22 protein-coding genes are annotated in these 15898 nt (G+C 70.2%); 1 reads left to right on the forward strand and 21 read right to left on the reverse strand.

What is annotated here, in order from left to right; genetic code table 11:
* Positions 1–36: 36 nt before the first annotated feature.
* From A3CQ_RS0122795 to A3CQ_RS0122815, 5 genes are all read right to left on the reverse strand, one after another.
* The gene (locus A3CQ_RS0122795; RefSeq protein ID WP_040432714.1) at positions 37–1257 is read right to left on the reverse strand and encodes a DUF3631 domain-containing protein; all 1221 of its coding nucleotides are present in this window, start codon (positions 1255–1257) and stop codon (positions 37–39) included.
* A 52-nt stretch (positions 1258–1309) separates the two neighbouring features.
* A complete protein-coding gene (locus A3CQ_RS0122800; RefSeq protein ID WP_020513270.1) occupies positions 1310–2206 on the reverse strand; it encodes a bifunctional DNA primase/polymerase in 897 nt (298 codons plus the stop codon).
* A 134-nt stretch (positions 2207–2340) separates the two neighbouring features.
* Positions 2341–4182, reverse strand: a complete 1842-nt coding sequence (locus tag A3CQ_RS0122805) for a DNA polymerase (RefSeq protein WP_020513271.1) — start codon at positions 4180–4182, stop codon at positions 2341–2343.
* On the reverse strand, positions 4179–4448 hold the full coding sequence (locus A3CQ_RS61715; protein WP_020513272.1) for a hypothetical protein: 270 nt from the start codon (positions 4446–4448) through the stop codon (positions 4179–4181). Before A3CQ_RS61715 ends, A3CQ_RS0122805 begins: the two co-directional genes overlap by 4 nt.
* A complete protein-coding gene (locus A3CQ_RS0122815) occupies positions 4448–5299 on the reverse strand; it encodes a hypothetical protein (protein WP_020513273.1) in 852 nt (283 codons plus the stop codon). Before A3CQ_RS0122815 ends, A3CQ_RS61715 begins: the two co-directional genes overlap by 1 nt.
* Before the next feature lie 136 nt (positions 5300–5435).
* Here A3CQ_RS0122815 and A3CQ_RS0122820 point away from each other — a divergent pair, with 136 nt between their 5' ends.
* The gene (locus A3CQ_RS0122820; protein ID WP_020513274.1) at positions 5436–6029 is read left to right on the forward strand and encodes a hypothetical protein; all 594 of its coding nucleotides are present in this window, start codon (positions 5436–5438) and stop codon (positions 6027–6029) included.
* A gap of 10 nt (positions 6030–6039) precedes the next feature.
* On the opposite strand, the gene A3CQ_RS57630 is transcribed toward A3CQ_RS0122820, so the two are convergent.
* The 16 genes from A3CQ_RS57630 to A3CQ_RS0122900 all read right to left on the reverse strand — a co-directional run bounded on the left by A3CQ_RS57630 (position 6040) and on the right by A3CQ_RS0122900 (position 15696).
* Entirely contained in the window at positions 6040–6933 is an 894-nt protein-coding gene (locus A3CQ_RS57630) for a DNA-processing protein DprA (protein WP_020513275.1), read from the reverse strand.
* A 2-nt stretch (positions 6934–6935) separates the two neighbouring features.
* The gene (locus tag A3CQ_RS0122830; RefSeq protein ID WP_020513276.1) at positions 6936–7739 is read right to left on the reverse strand and encodes a phosphoribosyltransferase; all 804 of its coding nucleotides are present in this window, start codon (positions 7737–7739) and stop codon (positions 6936–6938) included.
* A 234-nt stretch (positions 7740–7973) separates the two neighbouring features.
* Positions 7974–8756: a DNA cytosine methyltransferase gene (locus tag A3CQ_RS0122835; RefSeq protein WP_020513277.1), complete on the reverse strand. Its 783-nt coding sequence runs from the start codon at positions 8754–8756 to the stop codon at positions 7974–7976.
* Complete coding sequence (locus tag A3CQ_RS0122840) at positions 8753–8983, reverse strand: hypothetical protein (RefSeq protein ID WP_020513278.1); 231 nt, start codon at positions 8981–8983, stop codon at positions 8753–8755. Before A3CQ_RS0122840 ends, A3CQ_RS0122835 begins: the two co-directional genes overlap by 4 nt.
* Positions 8980–9333: a hypothetical protein gene (locus A3CQ_RS0122845; protein ID WP_020513279.1), complete on the reverse strand. Its 354-nt coding sequence runs from the start codon at positions 9331–9333 to the stop codon at positions 8980–8982. The genes A3CQ_RS0122840 and A3CQ_RS0122845 overlap by 4 nt, the downstream gene beginning before the upstream one ends.
* A 202-nt stretch (positions 9334–9535) precedes the next feature.
* Positions 9536–9709, reverse strand: coding sequence for a hypothetical protein (locus A3CQ_RS60965; RefSeq protein WP_157296182.1), 174 nt, complete (start codon positions 9707–9709; stop codon positions 9536–9538).
* Positions 9706–11736 (reverse strand): hypothetical protein, encoded by a 2031-nt coding sequence (locus tag A3CQ_RS0122855; protein WP_245577305.1) that lies wholly within the window; start codon positions 11734–11736, stop codon positions 9706–9708. Before A3CQ_RS0122855 ends, A3CQ_RS60965 begins: the two co-directional genes overlap by 4 nt.
* Positions 11736–12101, reverse strand: coding sequence for a hypothetical protein (locus tag A3CQ_RS0122860; RefSeq protein WP_157296184.1), 366 nt, complete (start codon positions 12099–12101; stop codon positions 11736–11738). The genes A3CQ_RS0122855 and A3CQ_RS0122860 overlap by 1 nt, the downstream gene beginning before the upstream one ends.
* 105 nt (positions 12102–12206) lie before the next feature.
* Complete coding sequence (locus A3CQ_RS0122865) at positions 12207–12740, reverse strand: hypothetical protein (RefSeq protein WP_157296186.1); 534 nt, start codon at positions 12738–12740, stop codon at positions 12207–12209.
* Between the two features lie 89 nt (positions 12741–12829).
* Positions 12830–13330 carry a single-stranded DNA-binding protein gene (locus tag A3CQ_RS0122870; RefSeq protein WP_020513283.1) on the reverse strand — a complete coding sequence of 167 codons (501 nt, stop codon included), beginning with the start codon at positions 13328–13330 and terminating at the stop codon, positions 12830–12832.
* 96 nt (positions 13331–13426) lie between these two features.
* On the reverse strand, positions 13427–13612 hold the full coding sequence (locus A3CQ_RS0122875) for a hypothetical protein (RefSeq protein ID WP_020513284.1): 186 nt from the start codon (positions 13610–13612) through the stop codon (positions 13427–13429).
* On the reverse strand, positions 13605–13793 hold the full coding sequence (locus A3CQ_RS0122880; RefSeq protein WP_020513285.1) for a hypothetical protein: 189 nt from the start codon (positions 13791–13793) through the stop codon (positions 13605–13607). Before A3CQ_RS0122880 ends, A3CQ_RS0122875 begins: the two co-directional genes overlap by 8 nt.
* A gap of 145 nt (positions 13794–13938) precedes the next feature.
* On the reverse strand, positions 13939–14259 hold the full coding sequence (locus A3CQ_RS0122885) for a hypothetical protein (RefSeq protein ID WP_020513286.1): 321 nt from the start codon (positions 14257–14259) through the stop codon (positions 13939–13941).
* A gap of 11 nt (positions 14260–14270) precedes the next feature.
* On the reverse strand, positions 14271–15074 hold the full coding sequence (locus A3CQ_RS0122890; protein ID WP_020513287.1) for a hypothetical protein: 804 nt from the start codon (positions 15072–15074) through the stop codon (positions 14271–14273).
* On the reverse strand, positions 15071–15442 hold the full coding sequence (locus tag A3CQ_RS0122895) for an RRQRL motif-containing zinc-binding protein (RefSeq protein ID WP_020513288.1): 372 nt from the start codon (positions 15440–15442) through the stop codon (positions 15071–15073). The genes A3CQ_RS0122890 and A3CQ_RS0122895 overlap by 4 nt, the downstream gene beginning before the upstream one ends.
* Positions 15442–15696: a DUF6284 family protein gene (locus A3CQ_RS0122900; protein ID WP_020513289.1), complete on the reverse strand. Its 255-nt coding sequence runs from the start codon at positions 15694–15696 to the stop codon at positions 15442–15444. The genes A3CQ_RS0122895 and A3CQ_RS0122900 overlap by 1 nt, the downstream gene beginning before the upstream one ends.
* Between the last annotated feature and the right edge of the window lie 202 nt (positions 15697–15898).

Genomic DNA, 15898 nt, shown 5'->3' on the forward strand with positions numbered 1-15898 from the left:
GCTCAGGGTGCGTACGGCTTTTTCGCATGCGTACGGCTAAGCCGTACGCGGGTCGGGCTGGTTGGTGTTTGTGCTGGTGGTGGGGTGTACGACTTCGGTGGTGCGGGGGTGGAGAAGCCGTACGCCGTCGGGCCGGGTGGTGTATGGCTGGTAGGGCTCGGCGGCCGGGTCGTCCTCGGGCGGGCAGTAGCGTTGCCACGCGTCGCTGAGCGCCGGCTGTCGGCGGAACCCCTTCACTCGTCCGACCGGTGCCTCGAAGGTGATGTTCTCCGAGTAGATCTCGTACTCCTTGAGCAGGACGCCGAGTTTCATCGGGGTCAGCCCGGCCCCGTTGTTGTACTCGGCCCATGGCGACTCGGGGAGGGCTTTGAGCCGTTCCAGCAGCGCCGCGGAGGGCATCGCGTCGAAGCGGCCGAACACGGTGCGGCAGTCAAGCAGCAGGCGTAGCCGGTCGGAGTACTCGGTGTCGCCGTCGCGGGCGGCGGTGAGCGCGAGCGCGGCTTCCCGGGCAAGCGCGGGCCAGTTGCCGCCGGCGAGGTCAGCGACCGCGATCAGGGGTTCCCAGGTGTCGGCGGCCCGGTCTTCCAACGGCATGGCCGGTACGGCGTTCTCCAGGTCGGCGAGGTTTCCACGTATCCAGGCGTTCAGCTCGGCTGCAAGCTTCTTCAGAGGCGGGCCGTCGCGGCGCTGGCGGAACGGGTCCACTTTCTCGGTCCGGGTCCGCCGCCGGATCTTGATCACGACGGCGCGGTCCTCGATGGTGTCGGGCATCGAACCGATCCCGGCGAGCGCGGCCATCGCGAAAGTAGCCATCTCTTCGAGGGCGTTCTTGTTGTGATTCCACCGGAGGGCGGGTCGGCCGCGTTGGTGGCCGGCGTTGAGCAGGCCGCGGAGGTCTTCGTTGGCCTCGGCCTGTTTCCCGCCGAAGAACGTGTCGGCTTCGTCGAGCAGGATCGTGGGCGGGTCGTCGGTGATTGACCGGAAGATCGCCGCGGTGGACGCGTTGACGGTCATCAACGCCCGGTAACAGATCGCGTCGATGAGGTCGAGCAGGCGGGACTTCCCGCACCGCTTCTCCGGTGCTTTGATCACCAGCCGGGGGGCGTGCGTCCAGGCGGGTTGGGCGTGGGTCGCGGCGATCCAGAGCACGACAGCGACGAACATCTCCGGGCTGGGCAGGATCACGTACCGAGTGAGGACCGCGTGCACACGGTCGAGGATCGCCGCGCCCTCGGCGTTCGGCGGTGGGTCGGTCATGTCGCCTCCGTTGCTGGGCGTGGCGGGATTGCTGGACGACGTGCCGCGGTGGTCATGCCGGTAGCCCTTGCAGGGCAACGGATTCCGCGCGGAATCCGCCCCTGATCGCGGTGGTGATGTTGTAGTGAGACTGCTCGGCTCGCTGGCCGGCGGCGTAGAGCGCGGCGTAGGCGTCCTGCGGTGTGATGGCCCCGGCGGCGACCATCCGGGCGACGCCGCGGGCAGCGCCGTAGAGCGTCACGCGGCGGCGGCCGGTGGGGGCGCGGTCGACAGCGCGTAGGTGTGCGGCGAGCAGGGCGGCAGGGTTTGAGATGAGCCCGCCGATTGTCGTGGGAGTCGGGGCCGTGGGGCGGCTCGCGGCCGGCGGCGGGTCGGCGGGCCGGCAGGCGGCGAGCAGCGGCAGGCTCATCTCAATCACTGGCCGGTCCCACGCCCACCGGTACGGGCGTCGGGTGCCGGGGTGGATCGAGGGCGGGGCGACGACGTAGCCGCCGTCGGCCTTGACGTCGATGCCGGGATGTCCGCGGTGCTTGAGGTCTTTGGCGAGCGGTCCGCCGGGGTGCCGGTAGTACAGGTGCCAGCCGTCCGAGCCGGTCAGCACGCATCGGGTGGGCGGCATCAGCTCGGGCAGCAGCCGGCCGCCGTTGCGCGGGTCGATGTCGATCACCGCGAGATCGGAGACGGTGCCCGTGCGGATCGCGAGCAGGCCGCCGGGGACGGCGGCCTGCATGGCGCGGATGCGGTCGGGGTCGCAGGTGGCGGCGTAGAAGCCGTGACAGGTCAGGTGCCCGCAGGAAGCGCGGTCGTGGTCGGGGTCGTCGGTGGGGCAGGAAGGGCAGTTGGCGACCGGTCGTTTGGTGCGGCCGAGCCAGAACACCGGGAGGCCGTCGTGGGCCAGGTCGAGCGCCGCCCTCAGCAGCGCCCGCCGGCCGAGGGCCGGGTCGGGCATGGGACTCTCCTTGCGGGCGGTGTACGGCTTAGCCGTACAGGGCCGAAAAAGCCGTACGCGGTCTGAACTGCGGATACAGAGATCGCGTACGGCTTGTACGGCTTAGGCGCGGAACGGGCCTGGCCTGTGTTTGCTCAGGCGGCGACCGGCAGCGTGGCCCCGGTGTGCAGTGGGACCACCTCAGCGATCTGACCACCCCAGCGGGCGCCGATGATCTCGGAGTCGGCCTCGATCGGCACCCCGCGGAACGAGGTCGTCATCGCGGTGTGCAGCGCCCGGCGGGCGTCCTCGGCCGCCGCTGCGGGAACCTGCAAGACGATCTCGTCGTGGATGATCGCCCACAGGTACGGGTGCCAGCCGTCTAGCGCGCACAGCCGGTAGAGCGACTCGACCAGCAGGTCCCGGGCGGTGGACTGGATGGCGTAATTCGAGTTGGCGTAGGTGCGGGCCGGGTCGGCGGGGATCCGGCGGCGGGCGGCGTTGCGGACCGGGTCGCGGTCGCACATCGCCTGCCCGAACGCGGTGATCCGCGGGTAGGCGCGCTTGAACCGCTGCACGACGTCACGAGCGGTCTCGACCGATACCCCCGTCTGTTTGGCCAGGCCAGGCGCTCCGCCGCCGTAGATGGTGCCGAACGTGGCCCGCTTGCCGAGCGTGCGTTGAGCCTTCGTCCAGCCCGGCCCGAACATCAACCGGGCGGTGTTGTCGTGGATGTCCGTCCCGGCCCGGATGACCTCGATCAACCTCGGTTCGTTGGCCAGCGCGGCGGCGACCCGGACCTCGACGGCCTTGAAGTCGCAGCCGACCAGGACCATGCCCGGCTCGGCGACGAAACACCCCCGCAGCCGGGGATCGTCCTTCTTGAAGGTTTGCATGGCCGGCCACTTCACGCTCATCCGGCCGGTGTGCGCCGCAAGGATGCGGTAGTCCGGATGCACCCTGCCCTGCGCGTCGGCGAAGCCGGGGAACCGGGCCAGGTTGGTGGCGAAGTTCCCGGTCTCGGCCATCCGAGCCGTGAGCACGAGCATCCGGCCGACCTCTCCGCCAGGGTAGCGGGCGAGCAGGTCGGGTAGGGCGTCCTTGCTGGACAGTGACGGCCGTCCGGCGTCGGTGAAGTGCTCGAACTCGACGCCACGGGCGGCGAGCCAGTCGACGCGTTTCGGGCTGGTCGCCTTGCACCCCATCAGTGCTTCGAGGTCGCCGCGGGCCGCGGTGTTGGCCTGCTCGAACTCGCGGCGTAGGGCGCGGGTGTGGTCGAGGTCGAGGCGGATGCCGCGGATCTGCAACGCGGTGGTCTGCGCGGCAAGCCACAGCTCGACCGCGGGCAGATATCCCAGGTCAACCAGGTCACCGAGCAGCACATCGAGCAGCCTGCGCACGTATATCGCGTCGAGGCCGGCGTAGACGACGTACGGTTCCGCGTCGATGGGCACGTGCGACCACCCGTACGTCGTCGGCCGGCCACCCGCGCGCTGCCCGACCGGGGCCAGCGCCCGGAACAGTGCGAAGAGGTCGTCCTCGGCCCGCCGTAGTCCCGAGTCCAGGTGCCGCTCGGTCAGCGACTTGAGGCCGTGGTCGGCGGTCACGCCCGGTTCGAGCAGGCAGGCGAGCACGTGCGTGTCGATGGCGCGCAGGCCGAGCGGGATGCCGAAGGCGGCCCACACGGCGAGGACGTCGAAGTTGGTGTGCGTGACGAACCGGCACCCCGGGTCGCCGAGCAGGGTTTCGATCATCCGGCGTTGTCGCGGGTCGGCGGCGCGCAGCACCATCGCCTGATCGGCGGTGGCGACCTGCACGAGCCGCACCCCGAAGTCGGGGCCGAAGAACCGCGGCCCCGACTCGTCGACTGGCGTCGTTTCCACATCCAGGCCGAACAGATCTGCCGAGGCGGCGAACCGGGCGAACTCGGCCGGCTCGGGGTCGGCGACGATCCGCACCGGCCGGCCGCACACCTGCCGGGTGTAGACGGTGCTCACGCGATCACCTCGGCGGGGAAGCAGACCGGGCAGGCCAACACGAACCCGGCCGGCTCCCGATACACATGCACGGTGCCGCACCGCACGCACGGTGGCGGCGGGGTCGGCGCGAGCAGGCCGAGCAGCCAGCCCAGTCCGCCCGCTACGGCGTCGTTGACCGGCCCCGGGTCGCGCAGCACGGCGACCACCGCATCGGCGGGTGGCCGTTCCGGCTCGGGCTCGGGCAGCTCGAACAGCGCCAGCGTTTCGACCGTCGCCGCGGACATCACGCCGCCCGCGTCCCGGCCGGCTCCGCCTCGATCGCAGCAAGGACGCCGACGGCGCGCCGCAGGTCGGCGGTCACCTGCGGGAAGTTGTTACCGGCCTGCTCGAACGCGGTGACGATGTGCTGTTTCAGGGTCCAGGGGGAGCCGCCGTCGGTGTCGAAGGACCACCAGTGCCGGTTGAGCATGCGGCCGAACAGGTCCTCCCAGCCGGCCAGCACGGTCCGGGTTCGACTGGTCAGTACGGCCAGGCTGCGGGCCTGATAGAGCGCATGCTGGGCGTCCAGCGAGGCCGGCAGCGGATCGAGGCCGGTGCTCAACAGCCGTTCGGCCTGGCGGGCGTGGCGGGAGAGGTCGGTGTCCAGCGCGGGGATCGGGCTGACGCTTTCCGGGTTGACGCAGGTCAGCAGGTGGCCGCCGCGGACCGGGTGCAGTTGCAGGGTCAGGCCGCGGTCTTCGCAGTCCACGCAGATGCACGGGCCGTCGATGCCGTAGCGGCCGTGCTGCGGTTTGAGGCTGCCGTGGTACTCGACGATCTCACCGTCGCGGATCAGCCGATGGCACCGGCCGGCGGCGCTGTTGAGCAGGTGCTCGGCCCTCTGAGCGCCGGTGGCCGCGTGGTCGAGGTGCGTCGCCACGGTCCGCCAGCGGCGATCCCCGCCGGCCCGCCGCCGTGCCGACAATGGCGGGTACACCTTGTCGGCCAGAACGGTTGCGGCCATCGCGAGCCCGCCGACCACACCCGCGAGAGCGTGGATCACGGCTTGCCGGGCCAGCGCGGTGCCCAGCAGATCCGGGTCGGCGGTCATGGCGGTGAGCAGGGACATCACGGATCGGGTGTGCAGTGTGGACATGCGGATCGAAGCTCCGATCAACTCGGGTTTCTTCGGGAAGCGGCACGCAGTGGGCGAGTAAGCCGCGGCCGTGGTGCGTGCGGCTATTGATCTGCCGGGGTCACCCGATCGGTGGGTGATCGCCTATCGTGCCGGGATGGTCACGCAGCTTGGGCAGTGGTACCGGCGGTGGGAGCAACGCGGACAGCGGAGGCTGGCCGGGTGGTCGGTCGGCCGCCGATGGGCCGTCCTGGTCCTGCTGCCGACGGTGTTGTTCGGGTGCGGCGGCGCGGTCGTCGCCGTCCCGGTGGCGCTGTTCGCGAACGCGACGATCGCGGCGGGCCGTGGTGCCCCGTCGCCTGACGCCGCCGCGGACTCGTTCCTGATGGCGCTCGGGTACGGCCAGGAAGAGGGTTTGTTGCCGCTGCTGGACGACGAGCACCAGGACGACCTGCTCGCGCATTGGCGGGCATACCGGGCCGCGATGCAGGGCACGGACCCGCCGCCGTCACGGTTGAACGTCGGGCCGCTGACGGTAGGGCCGATCAGCGAAGGCCGGGCCGAGGTCACGACGGACGTGTCGGCGACGTGGTGGAGCATCGACCGGCCGGGCAGCGGCCTGTCCTACCAGAGCCAGGCGTACCCGTGGCGGATCCGGACCCGCGAGGATGACGGGTGGCGCGTGTCGGGCGTCGAGGCGCCGCCGTGGTGCGGCGGGTATGTGCTGGCCTCGAAGTGCCGGACCCGCTGAAAGAATGCCCCTAGCCTTTTCCGAGCAGATCGAGCTGTTCATTGTCGGCGCGATCTGTTCTGGGCGGAGGGAGGCTGCGGATGACTTCTTGCAGCCGCCGCCTGTTCGGCACAGGGATACCGCCTTTGTCCAGCAGGATTCGGTTACCGGGCGGGGTTGACCCATCGAAGTCCAGGACCAGGACCGGGCGCCCGCTGGATAGCGCACCCTCGCCGGCGGCGAGTGTGCCGCCGCGCTCACCGGCTTCTATGACGACCAGGGCGGAACCCAGACCGTAGATGACTTTGTTTCGTGTCATGGCGGCACCGGCGGTCCAGGGTTGCCGTGGGGCGAACTGGGATACGACGAGAACGTTCTCCTTGCGGAACAGCTCACGGGGGAAGTCGCGCTTGATCCTGAACCCGTCTATTCCCTCGGGAAGGACGATGACCGTCGTCCCGCCGCTGTTCAAGGCGGCAAGGTGGGTCTCGGTATCTACTCCTTTGGCGTAGCCCGAAACGACCGTGATGCCGGACGCGGCGGCTTCTTCGCCGCACAATCCGGCGGCCTTCAGGCCGAGTTCTGTTGCTTTTCGTGAGCCGCACATGCCGATACCGGGAGCGCCGAATAGTTCCGGGTTTCCCCAGCAGAAGAAGACCGGGCTCGACGAGGCCAGCGGGCCGAGCTGGCGCGGGTAGCCCGGATCCCCGAGCAGGACGGCGTATATGCCCTTGCCGGACAGCTCCTCGGCCTTGGCGAGCACGTCGGTACGCGCCTGCTCGGGCAGGGCAGCGAACCGGCGCTTTAGGCCGTCCCGTCCCTCGTGCTTCAAGACGGAGAAGATGCGCGCGGGCGTCCGCGGATCGACGAACGCAGAGACGGCAAGGGTAAGCGACTCGTCTGGGTACGTCCGCGGGTTATTCATCGTCAGTTCCTCATAGTTCGTGCGCCTACGATGGCCAGAACCATTTGTGCTCCTGCATGACGAGCGGCATAGGCTGTCGCCCGGATGGAGCCACCGCTCTGGTACACGTCGTCAACGATTATCGTCGTGCCGTAAAGTCTTTGTGGGATGATCATTGTGCCCATCAGATATGACGAACCCGACTGCTTGGCGGACGTCCTCGGGCCGAGTGTGGACCCGGTTTGGATGAGCGGAAGTCCTCTGCGTGCGGCAACGTCCGCTGCAACTTTCTCGCCGAAACTATTTCCGTCGTTGTCGTGGCCGGGGATCGACAGAATGCTCTGGGCTGTTGCGTAGAGCGGGTGTCGGCTGATCAGTTCCGCCAGGGCGCTGCCAAGCTTGTATTTCGCCGCCTCATCCCCACGGTATTTACCCTGGTTCACGATGTTGCCGGCCTCCGTATTTCTCCAGTGATACGGGTCGACACCTTCCTCGGGGATCTTGTACCACTGTGCCGCAACAGCAACGTCGACATATGCGGTCTGGGTGAGCGTGAGCCAGGACTGCAAGAATTGGATGAGGGTCATGAACCCGGGCGGGATGGGGCCGGCGAACCACAGCCGGTGTGTCCAGTCCTGCTCGCGTTCGGCGGGCAGGCGGACCTGGCGGACGGCCTCGGGGAAGGCAAGCTCGATCTGCGTGATGGCTTCGTCTGGGCCGCACAGGTCGACCCAGCTAGGCATGCCGTTCACCTCGCCCCCAAACTCGTACGCCTTCAAGGTGTTGGCCCGACTGTCGCGCTCGAACGGCGGAAGCTGGAACCTCATCGGTCGTGCACTCCAAGTTCGTTGATGGCCCGCTTACTTGAAGCCACCTCAATATCACTCCGAGTCGCCCCCTGTCCGATCAACGAAAAGTGGGCGATTCCGGACACCGTTGGCCTCTGAGCACATCATCGAACATGGGTACGACATTTTTGCCCCAGTCGATCAGTGTGCACGCTACGCCGGGATGACGGGCGCCACATCGGGAGACCAGCCCAGGGGGTGACCACGGGGTTGTCACGCGGCCCGGAGGGCCGCCGGTGGCGCGACGGTGAGGCGATGCACACTGCCGCCGCCAGCGAGGAACGTCCGGCCGATCCACGCGGTGTAGGCGGGTGGGATGGCCTCGGTGAGTTCCTCCCGGACGTCGGTCCAGTCGATGCCGAGCGCATGCCGCATCTCGAGCACGGTGGCCTTGCCGCCGCCGTTGCCGTACGGGGCCACGTACTGGCCGTCGCGGAAGAACCCGGGCCGGTCGCCGCTCTTGCCGCGGTAGCCGCGCACATAGCCGCGGTGCCCGCGGACCGGGCCGGCCGGATGCTCCGGCTGCTCGACGGTGAAGCCGTGGATCTCGAAGTCCCGGTGGCGTTGCACCCACGGCGGCGGGCCGACGTCGAACATATCGGTGCACAGCGTCAGATCGTTGCGGATCAGGCCGGCGTGGTTGCTGGGCTGCTCGATGTAGAACGGCGCCCCCGCCTTCAGCAGCAGTTCCCGGGTCGGCGGTACGAGCTGCGGGTGCTCGCGTCCCCACCCGCGGGCCAGGTTGGTGCCGCGGCGCAGCGTGCAGCGTTCCTGGCACGGCGGCGATGCCCCGACCAGCGCGAACCGGTGGATCTCCCCGGTCCGGATGATCTCCCGGAGGTAGGTGAGTGCGTCGGCCTGCACGAACGCGTCGCCGCAGTAGTTCGGCCGCGGCACGCTGTCGACACCGGTCACCCGGAACCCCGCCTGTTGCAGCCCTTTGGTGGCGCCACCGGCACAGCAGTAGAGGTCGAGCGCCTCGAACCGGCCGGTCACGACGAAGCCTCGCGTGCCGGGTAGTCGGCGGACGGGAACGCGACGCCGCGGACCGGGCGGACCGTGATGCCGTTGTCCTCCAGGTACGTGATGAGGTTCTGCTCGGCCTCGGCCTGCACGAAACGGCGCGCCCGAGTGCGGCGGCACGGCTCGACAGCGGCCAGCTCGCACAGGGCGGCGATGCTGTCATCCGGGACGTCGAGCGCGAAACTGACGGCGATCCTCATCGCAGCCACCAGATCGCGGCGCCGAGGAACCCGGCGAGCCCGATGAGGATGGACGCGACAGCGAGTCGGGGCAGCCCGGCCCGCAGCTCCCACCGGTAGCGGTAGGCGAGCCGGGTGAGAACGATGAGGGAGCCTGCGATGGCGGTCAGGGCGAGGATCCGCGGCATCCACCACGCCGCGGTGCGCACGGCGACCCAGACGGCAACGGCGAGGGCGGCGAGGATCAGCAGGGTCGGCAGGACCCGGCGGACGAACCAGCGGAAGATCTCGAAAACGGTGAACCAGCGCCAGAGGCGCCGGCCGAACTCGTAAGCGGCGCCGCGGCGGGCGAGCCCGAGCCATGACGACATGTGACATCACTTTCTGTGTATGGTCGAGGGACTTCACGGACTTCACTTCACGGACTTCACGGAGGCTTGCGCGCGCGCACGCGCACGCATAGACGCACGTCGCGGGCGTGCGCGTGAAGTCCGTGAAGCGCGTGAAACGCGTGAAGTGCACGCCCGCACGCGTCACGCACAGTGACACGTGCGGCCTGCGGGCGTGTGTGGGTCAGACGTTGCTGACGCAGCGGCGGCAGCCGGGCGCGCCGGGCCGGAACAGCCGGGGTGGGCGCCATTGTTGGCAGTACCGGCAGCGGATCTTCACCACGCGCGCGGCCGGCGGGTGGCCGGGCCGCCACGCGGCGACCCGGCGCAACCGTGCGGTGAGGATCGAGCCGGTCATGCGGCTCGGGCCAGGGCCGTGCCGGGGTCGCCGTCGCCGGGCGGCAGGATCTCGTAGACGCCGCGGTCGTTCTTGCGTAGCAGCGGCGTCGGTCCCTGGCAGAACTCGCCGAGGATCTTCGCGAGGGTGGGCGGCTTGAGCCCGTTCTCGCCGACGATCCCGACGAGCGGGGCGAAGTTGGACGGGCGGACCTGGCGCCGGCCGTTGCCGTAGGCGGTGACGATCGCCTGTCGGATCATGGCGCGGATCTCCGCTGGGCTGTACTGCCGCTCGGTCTCGGGGTCGAGGTCGAGCGGCACCCGCGGCCGGTTCGGGACCGTGATCGGCTCGTGCGGGTCGGCGCCGTCCTCATCGGGCGGGCAGTCGGGGTCGATCGGCGGCGGGGCGCACTCGACGTCCTTGTCGGCGTCCGGATCGTCATCGTCGCCGTCGGCGCGGTGGGTGACCGGGGCGGCCGAAGTGGGCGCGGGGGTGCGCGTAGCCGCCCGTACCGGCGGGCTGGCCGGGGCCTCGTCGATGGTGGCGAGGTAGTCGGCCAGTTCGCCGATGACGCCGTCGCGGTCCGGCTTGAAGGTGCGGCCGGGCAGCGACCAGTCGTCGGGGTCGGTGCCGGGTAGCTCGGCGTAGAGGGCGCCGGGCTTGCGGTTCTTCCACCCGGGGTCGGCGCCGGCCTCGATGGTCTCTTCGGACAGGACGCGGGCGCCCTCGCCGATGTCGCGGACGCCCATGCAGATCACGCCGCCGACGGTGGTGCGCACGCTGGTGGGCATGCGGTCACCGGTGGCGCGCTGCAAGCCGAGCAGGACGAAGATCCCGACCGAGCGGACCGATTCGGCCAGCTCGACGAGCGTGTCTTCGGACTCGACGAACTTGGACGCTTCGTCCACGATCACCACCCGGAACTTAGGGCATTTCGTGCAGCCGGCGGTCCACTGTTCGTGGCCGTGGCCGCCGATCTGGCCGGCGCGCTTGGCGACCTCGGGGATCAGCCCGTCGAGGTACCGTTCGCCGTCCTCGGCGTTGGTGATCATGACGTGCATGGCGTCGCGGAACGCCTTGGGCAGTTGCAGGCCCTTGCGGCCGTCGATGTAGACGACCTCGGCGTCTGTCCGCGACCGGGCCTCGGCGGCGAGGGTGAGCTGTAGCTCTGTCTTCCCGGAGCCGGCCTGGCCGAGCAGGATCAGCACGCCGATCGCGTTGCGTCCGGCCTGGCTGTCGCCGGGCAGCAGCAGAGGGATCGGTGCGCCGGTCTGGTAGACCGCGATCCGCAGTGGCTGCCCGATCGAGCCGCCGGGAGCGGACAGGCCGGGCCAGGCGGGCGGGTGTTCGAGCATGTCGACCGGGGAGATCTCGATCCGGCCGGTGCGTGGGGTGTTGCGGTCACGGATCATCCGCACTCCTCCCGGAGGCACATCCAACGCTGAGGCGATCCCCGTGCGCACCTCGGGCTTGGCCAGGCTGTTGAAGTCGGCGCCAGGCAGCATCTCGGCGCGGGCGACGAGCCGGCCCTCGATCTGCTTGGGCTTGCTGGTCTTGCCGATGTCCTGCAACTCCTTGACCCGCTCGGACAGCTCGCCGAACATGCTGGCGCGGGCGTCGTCGCCCTTGCCGTGCAGCAGTTTCGTGACGGCGAGCATGATCGACGCGGTGACCATGATCAGCAGATAGGTCATGATCTTGTCGAAGGACCAGCGGGTGAAGGTCAGCACGAACAGGCCGCCGCACGCCGCGGTCGACATGAGCATCGACGCGGCCCGTAGCGGGGTCTGCCGGGCGCGGCCGACCGCGTAGGTGCACCACACGATCGCGGCCGAGCAGGCCAGGATCAGCGCGGCGCGCCAGGCGGCCTGCCACACGGTGGGGTGGGCGTAGGCGCCCCACAGCCGCGACAGGACGCCGGCGAGGATGAGGTTGCCAATCGCGGCGACCGGCGGGATCACGTACGGCAGCGGGTTGCCCTTGACCTCGTACGAGGCGCCGCGGGCGGCGTCCATGCCGCCCGCGTACCTCCGAGTCTGGCGGGCCATCAGGCCGCCCGCCGACGGTTGTCGCGCCCGCGGACGGTGAAGTCCGTGTTGCTGGGCTTCTCGTCGTCGAGGGCCACGAGGAACGCCTCGAACCGGTTGCGGCACACCCGCGCGTACGCGGCGACCGCGAGGAACTCGTCGGCGGCGCGTACGAGCGGCCGGGCTACCGTCCGGCCCCAGAACTTCGCTCGCATCCGGTTCAGGCCTTGGTGACGGCCGTAGCGCTCGATCTTCATCCGGATCAGGCCGGCCAACTCGTCGACCTCGTCGTGGGCGGCGATGCCGACCGTACGGATCCCTTCGAGCAGTTTGAGCAGGTCTTCGTCGTCCTTGATCTCGACGTCGGGCATGAGGCGGCGAGCCATCACGGTCCTTTCACGAGTGGGGTTGGCGCATCCGCGCCGGGCTTGCTGGGTTGGTGAGGCGTCGTGCCCGCCGGCGGACGCGACGCCTCACCCACGGACAGGTGGTCAGTAGCGCTCGACGTAGAGCTGACCGGCCTTGGTGGTCCGGACGATCACGGCGTTGGTCCACACCTCGCCGCCGCCGGACAGGACCACCTTGGAGCTGCCTGCCCAGCGCTGACGCGCGTTGGCGAGGTCGATCGTGTCGTCTTCGGTCAGGGCGTAGATCAGGCCCTCGCGAGCCAACTCGACCAGGTCATCAAATCCGACCATGCCGAGCAGGAAGGTCAGGCTCAGGCCGTGCCGGGACCGGCCGGGCGAGCGCAGCACGCGGTGCGCGTCGTTCCAGATGTAACTCTCACCGGCCTTGGACCGGGTCAGGAACATCTTCCGGCGGTAGGTCTTGATCAGTCCCGGCGTGAGGTCGTCGACCTCCTCGCCGTTGAGCTTGACCACGATCAGGCCACGCTCGGCCAGATCGCAAACAGCCTCGGGGCTGACGTCCTGCTGCTTGAGCACGGTGTCGAGCCGTGCCCGGTCGCCGCACAGGGAGATCAGGTGTCCCATGACACGCCACTGCTCGGGTTCGAGGGTCCTCATCAAGGGGTGGGCTCTCCGATCGGTGTGTTCGGGCTGGTAACCAGGGGTGGATCGGCCGCGGCGACGGCGCCGCGGCCGACCAGAACGGGCTAGAACGGCGGCTCGTCGGCCGCGGCGCCGACCGTCACCGGCTCGCGCTGCGCCGCCGGCGCGCCGACGGACCACGGGTCATCCAGCGAGCCGCCGCGCGGCGCCGCCGCGGTGGCGCGGCCGGGCTCGGTCTGGCGGGTCATCTTCATGACCTTCGCGGTGGCGTAGCGCAGGCTCGGGCCGATCTCGTCGACTTCCAGCTCGAAGACGGTGCGCTTCTCGCCCTCGCGGGTCTCGTACGAGCGCTGCCGCAGCCGGCCGGTCACGATGACCCGGGTGCCGCGCTTGAGCGTCTCGGCGACGTGCTCGGCAGGGTCGCGCCAGATGTTGCAGGCCAGGAACAGCGGGTCGCCGTCGCGCCACTCGCCGGACTGCCGGTCGAGGTAGCGCGGGGTCGAGGCGATCCGGAAGTTCGCGACCGCGGCGCCGGACGGGGTGAACCGCAGTTCGGGGTCGTCGGTGAGGTTCCCGACGACGGTGATGGTGGTTTCGCCGGCCACGATGGGTGGCCTCCTTCGTGCTCGGGTTACGACTGCCAGGGCTGGCAGCCGCCGCACGGAACCCGTTACCGGGCAACGGATTCCGCACGGTGGCGGTCAGCGGCGACCGCGCCGGAACGCACCCTCGGCGCGGGCCTGGCGGGCGTCTCGGGCACGGTCGTAGCCGGCGTGCGGGTCGGTGTAGGGCCGCGACTCGGAGGCGACGGTGGCCAGCAGCCGCGCGGCGTCGATGCCGGGCGGGTTGGCCGGGCGCCGGGTCGGGTTGTCCGCGGGCCTAGCCACGGCGCTGGTGTCCGGCCTGACCGCGGCGGGCCGCGCCGTGCTGCGGCGCGCTGGCCGCTTCGTACCCGGCCGGCATCAGGTGGCCGCGGCCGGCGTCGTAGACCGGGCGGCCGTCGGCGATGACGGTGCCCGAGGCGTTCTGCGTGCTGCCGGAGGGGTTCGAGGTGGCGTTGGATGCCATGATGAGGTCGCTCCCTATGCAGGAGTGACGGGTGGCCCCTGATAGCTGTCCAGGCGGAAGGGGCTGCCCGTGCCGCCGTTCTGGCGGTCACCGCGTAAGACCGACCGGTTGCCCGGTCGGTCCTCACGGTCGCCGTCCTACGGCGCTACTGTGCTGCGGAATCGCCTTCGAAGAGCACCGCGCGCAGCATGATCGACGCGCCCTGGTAGTCCTTGACGGCGGCCCGCAGCGTGGTGATCCGGACCTCGACCTGCGGCGCCCAACGGGCAGCGCCGAGCACGTCAGCCCAGCCTTCAAAGGCGGCCCGCCGCCCGGCGTCGTCGGTGGCGGAGTACGGCTCGCCGGCGATGCCGAATGGGGTGACGGTCCAGATCATGACGGGCAAGTCGTGATCGCGGATCAAGGTCTCGATGACCGTCAGGTTCCGCAGTTGCCATCGGCGTCGGTCGGTGTTGTCGATGTTCATGGCGGGGCCGCTCAGTGCTGCTCGGCGTGCATCAGGTGGGCCAAGGCGGCGCCCATGCCGAGCACGGCGACGGGGATGCAGGCCACGACCGCGGTGATTCCCCACGGGGCGTGGTCCCAGCCGGCCGAGGCCATCAAGTGATACGTGATCTGCCCGAGGCCGCCGAGCACGAGCGACGAGATCGCCGAGGCGCGGGCGAACCGGCGGGCGGTCTCGTTCACCCGGCCGGACAGCCACACGTAGAGCGCGTACGCGGCGTAGGTCTCGACGCCGATCGGCAGGGTGATCGCCGTGTCGAGCTGGAAGTCGGAGATGCCGGGCAGCAGCGTGACCCGGCCGAACCCGGTCAGGCGCCCCATCTCGACCCAGCCGCCCCAGATCGCGACGAACGCGGGCAGGCACAGAATCAGCACCGGCCACACGACCGGCTTGCGCCGCGACGCGGGCTCCACCGTGACGGCGGCAGGCTCGACGGCGGCAACGGCCGTGACCGGGTCTACGACCGGGGTGTCCTGCGGCGCTGTCGTGGGCGCCGAGGGGTCGTCGAGCACGTTGTGGGCCGCGATGACCTCGGCGAGGTCGATCTCCGGACCCGGGTCCGCGGTGGGCTCGTCGAGCGGCGCGGACGGGTCCGCCGGGGGCGGCGGGGTGATCGCGTCGAGCAGCGCACGGGCCTTCGGGGCACCGACGCGGAAGGTGGTCTTGAGCTGGTTGCGCGACGGCAGCCGGCCGAGCTTGTCGGCCAGCTCGCGGGCGTGCGGGATCAGGTCTTCGACCGCCGCCGGGTAGACGCGGTCAGGGCTGGTGACGGTCATGCGGCGACCTCCGAGGGTGCGCAGGAAAGGCACTCGCCGAACGAGCGCGGGATGACGTAGGGCCGCACGTGGCGGCAGGTGGGACAGGTCCGCCGGGCGCGCATCGCCTTGGCGAGCGCCGCTCGAACGGCGGGCGTGGCGGTCCGCTTCGGCCGGGCCAGGTCGAGCCGGTACAGATACGCCGCTCGCTCGCCGCCCACGCCGCGCCAGAGGATCTGCGCGGCGATCGGCTGACCGCCAGGGCACAGGCCGCGAGCGCGAAGCTGTCGGCGGGTGGCGTAGCCCTCGGGCGCGCCGCGCCACCAGAACGTAGGAAGGCCGTACAGGTCGCCCTCGGGGTCCCAGTACGCGGCGCGGATCCGGGACATCAGGCCGCGGGCCGCAGCCCGCTAGTCGGGCGCACCGGGCGGACCGCGGTGCGGGTGAGAGCAGCCTCGCTACGGCGCGTACGCCGCCAGTCCAGCTCGCTCGGCCCGCCGTGGTCGGTCAGGTACAGGGCTCGGATCTCGGCGTTCAGCGCGTCGAGATCAGCCTCGATCTGCGGCCACTCGGCCTCGATCGCAGCCAGGTCACTCGACGACGGCCCGTCGGGCTCGGCGTCGGTCTCGAAGTCGATCGACATCGGTCGTTGAGTCCTTCCGGTCATGCCGCGTGGCAGGCCGGCCGGCGAAACGACGCGGGCTGCGTCTTCTGTCGGCACGACGTGCAGTGCGTCTGATTGGGCGCCAGCGGTGCGAGCACGTCACATCGGCGGCAGCGCCGCCAGACTGCGCTCTGGCCAGCAGAAACGGTGACGAGCGATGCGAGAGAGGCCATGTCCAACT

This window comes from Paractinoplanes globisporus DSM 43857 (assembly GCF_000379645.1).
GTDB lineage: Bacteria > Actinomycetota > Actinomycetes > Mycobacteriales > Micromonosporaceae > Actinoplanes > Actinoplanes globisporus.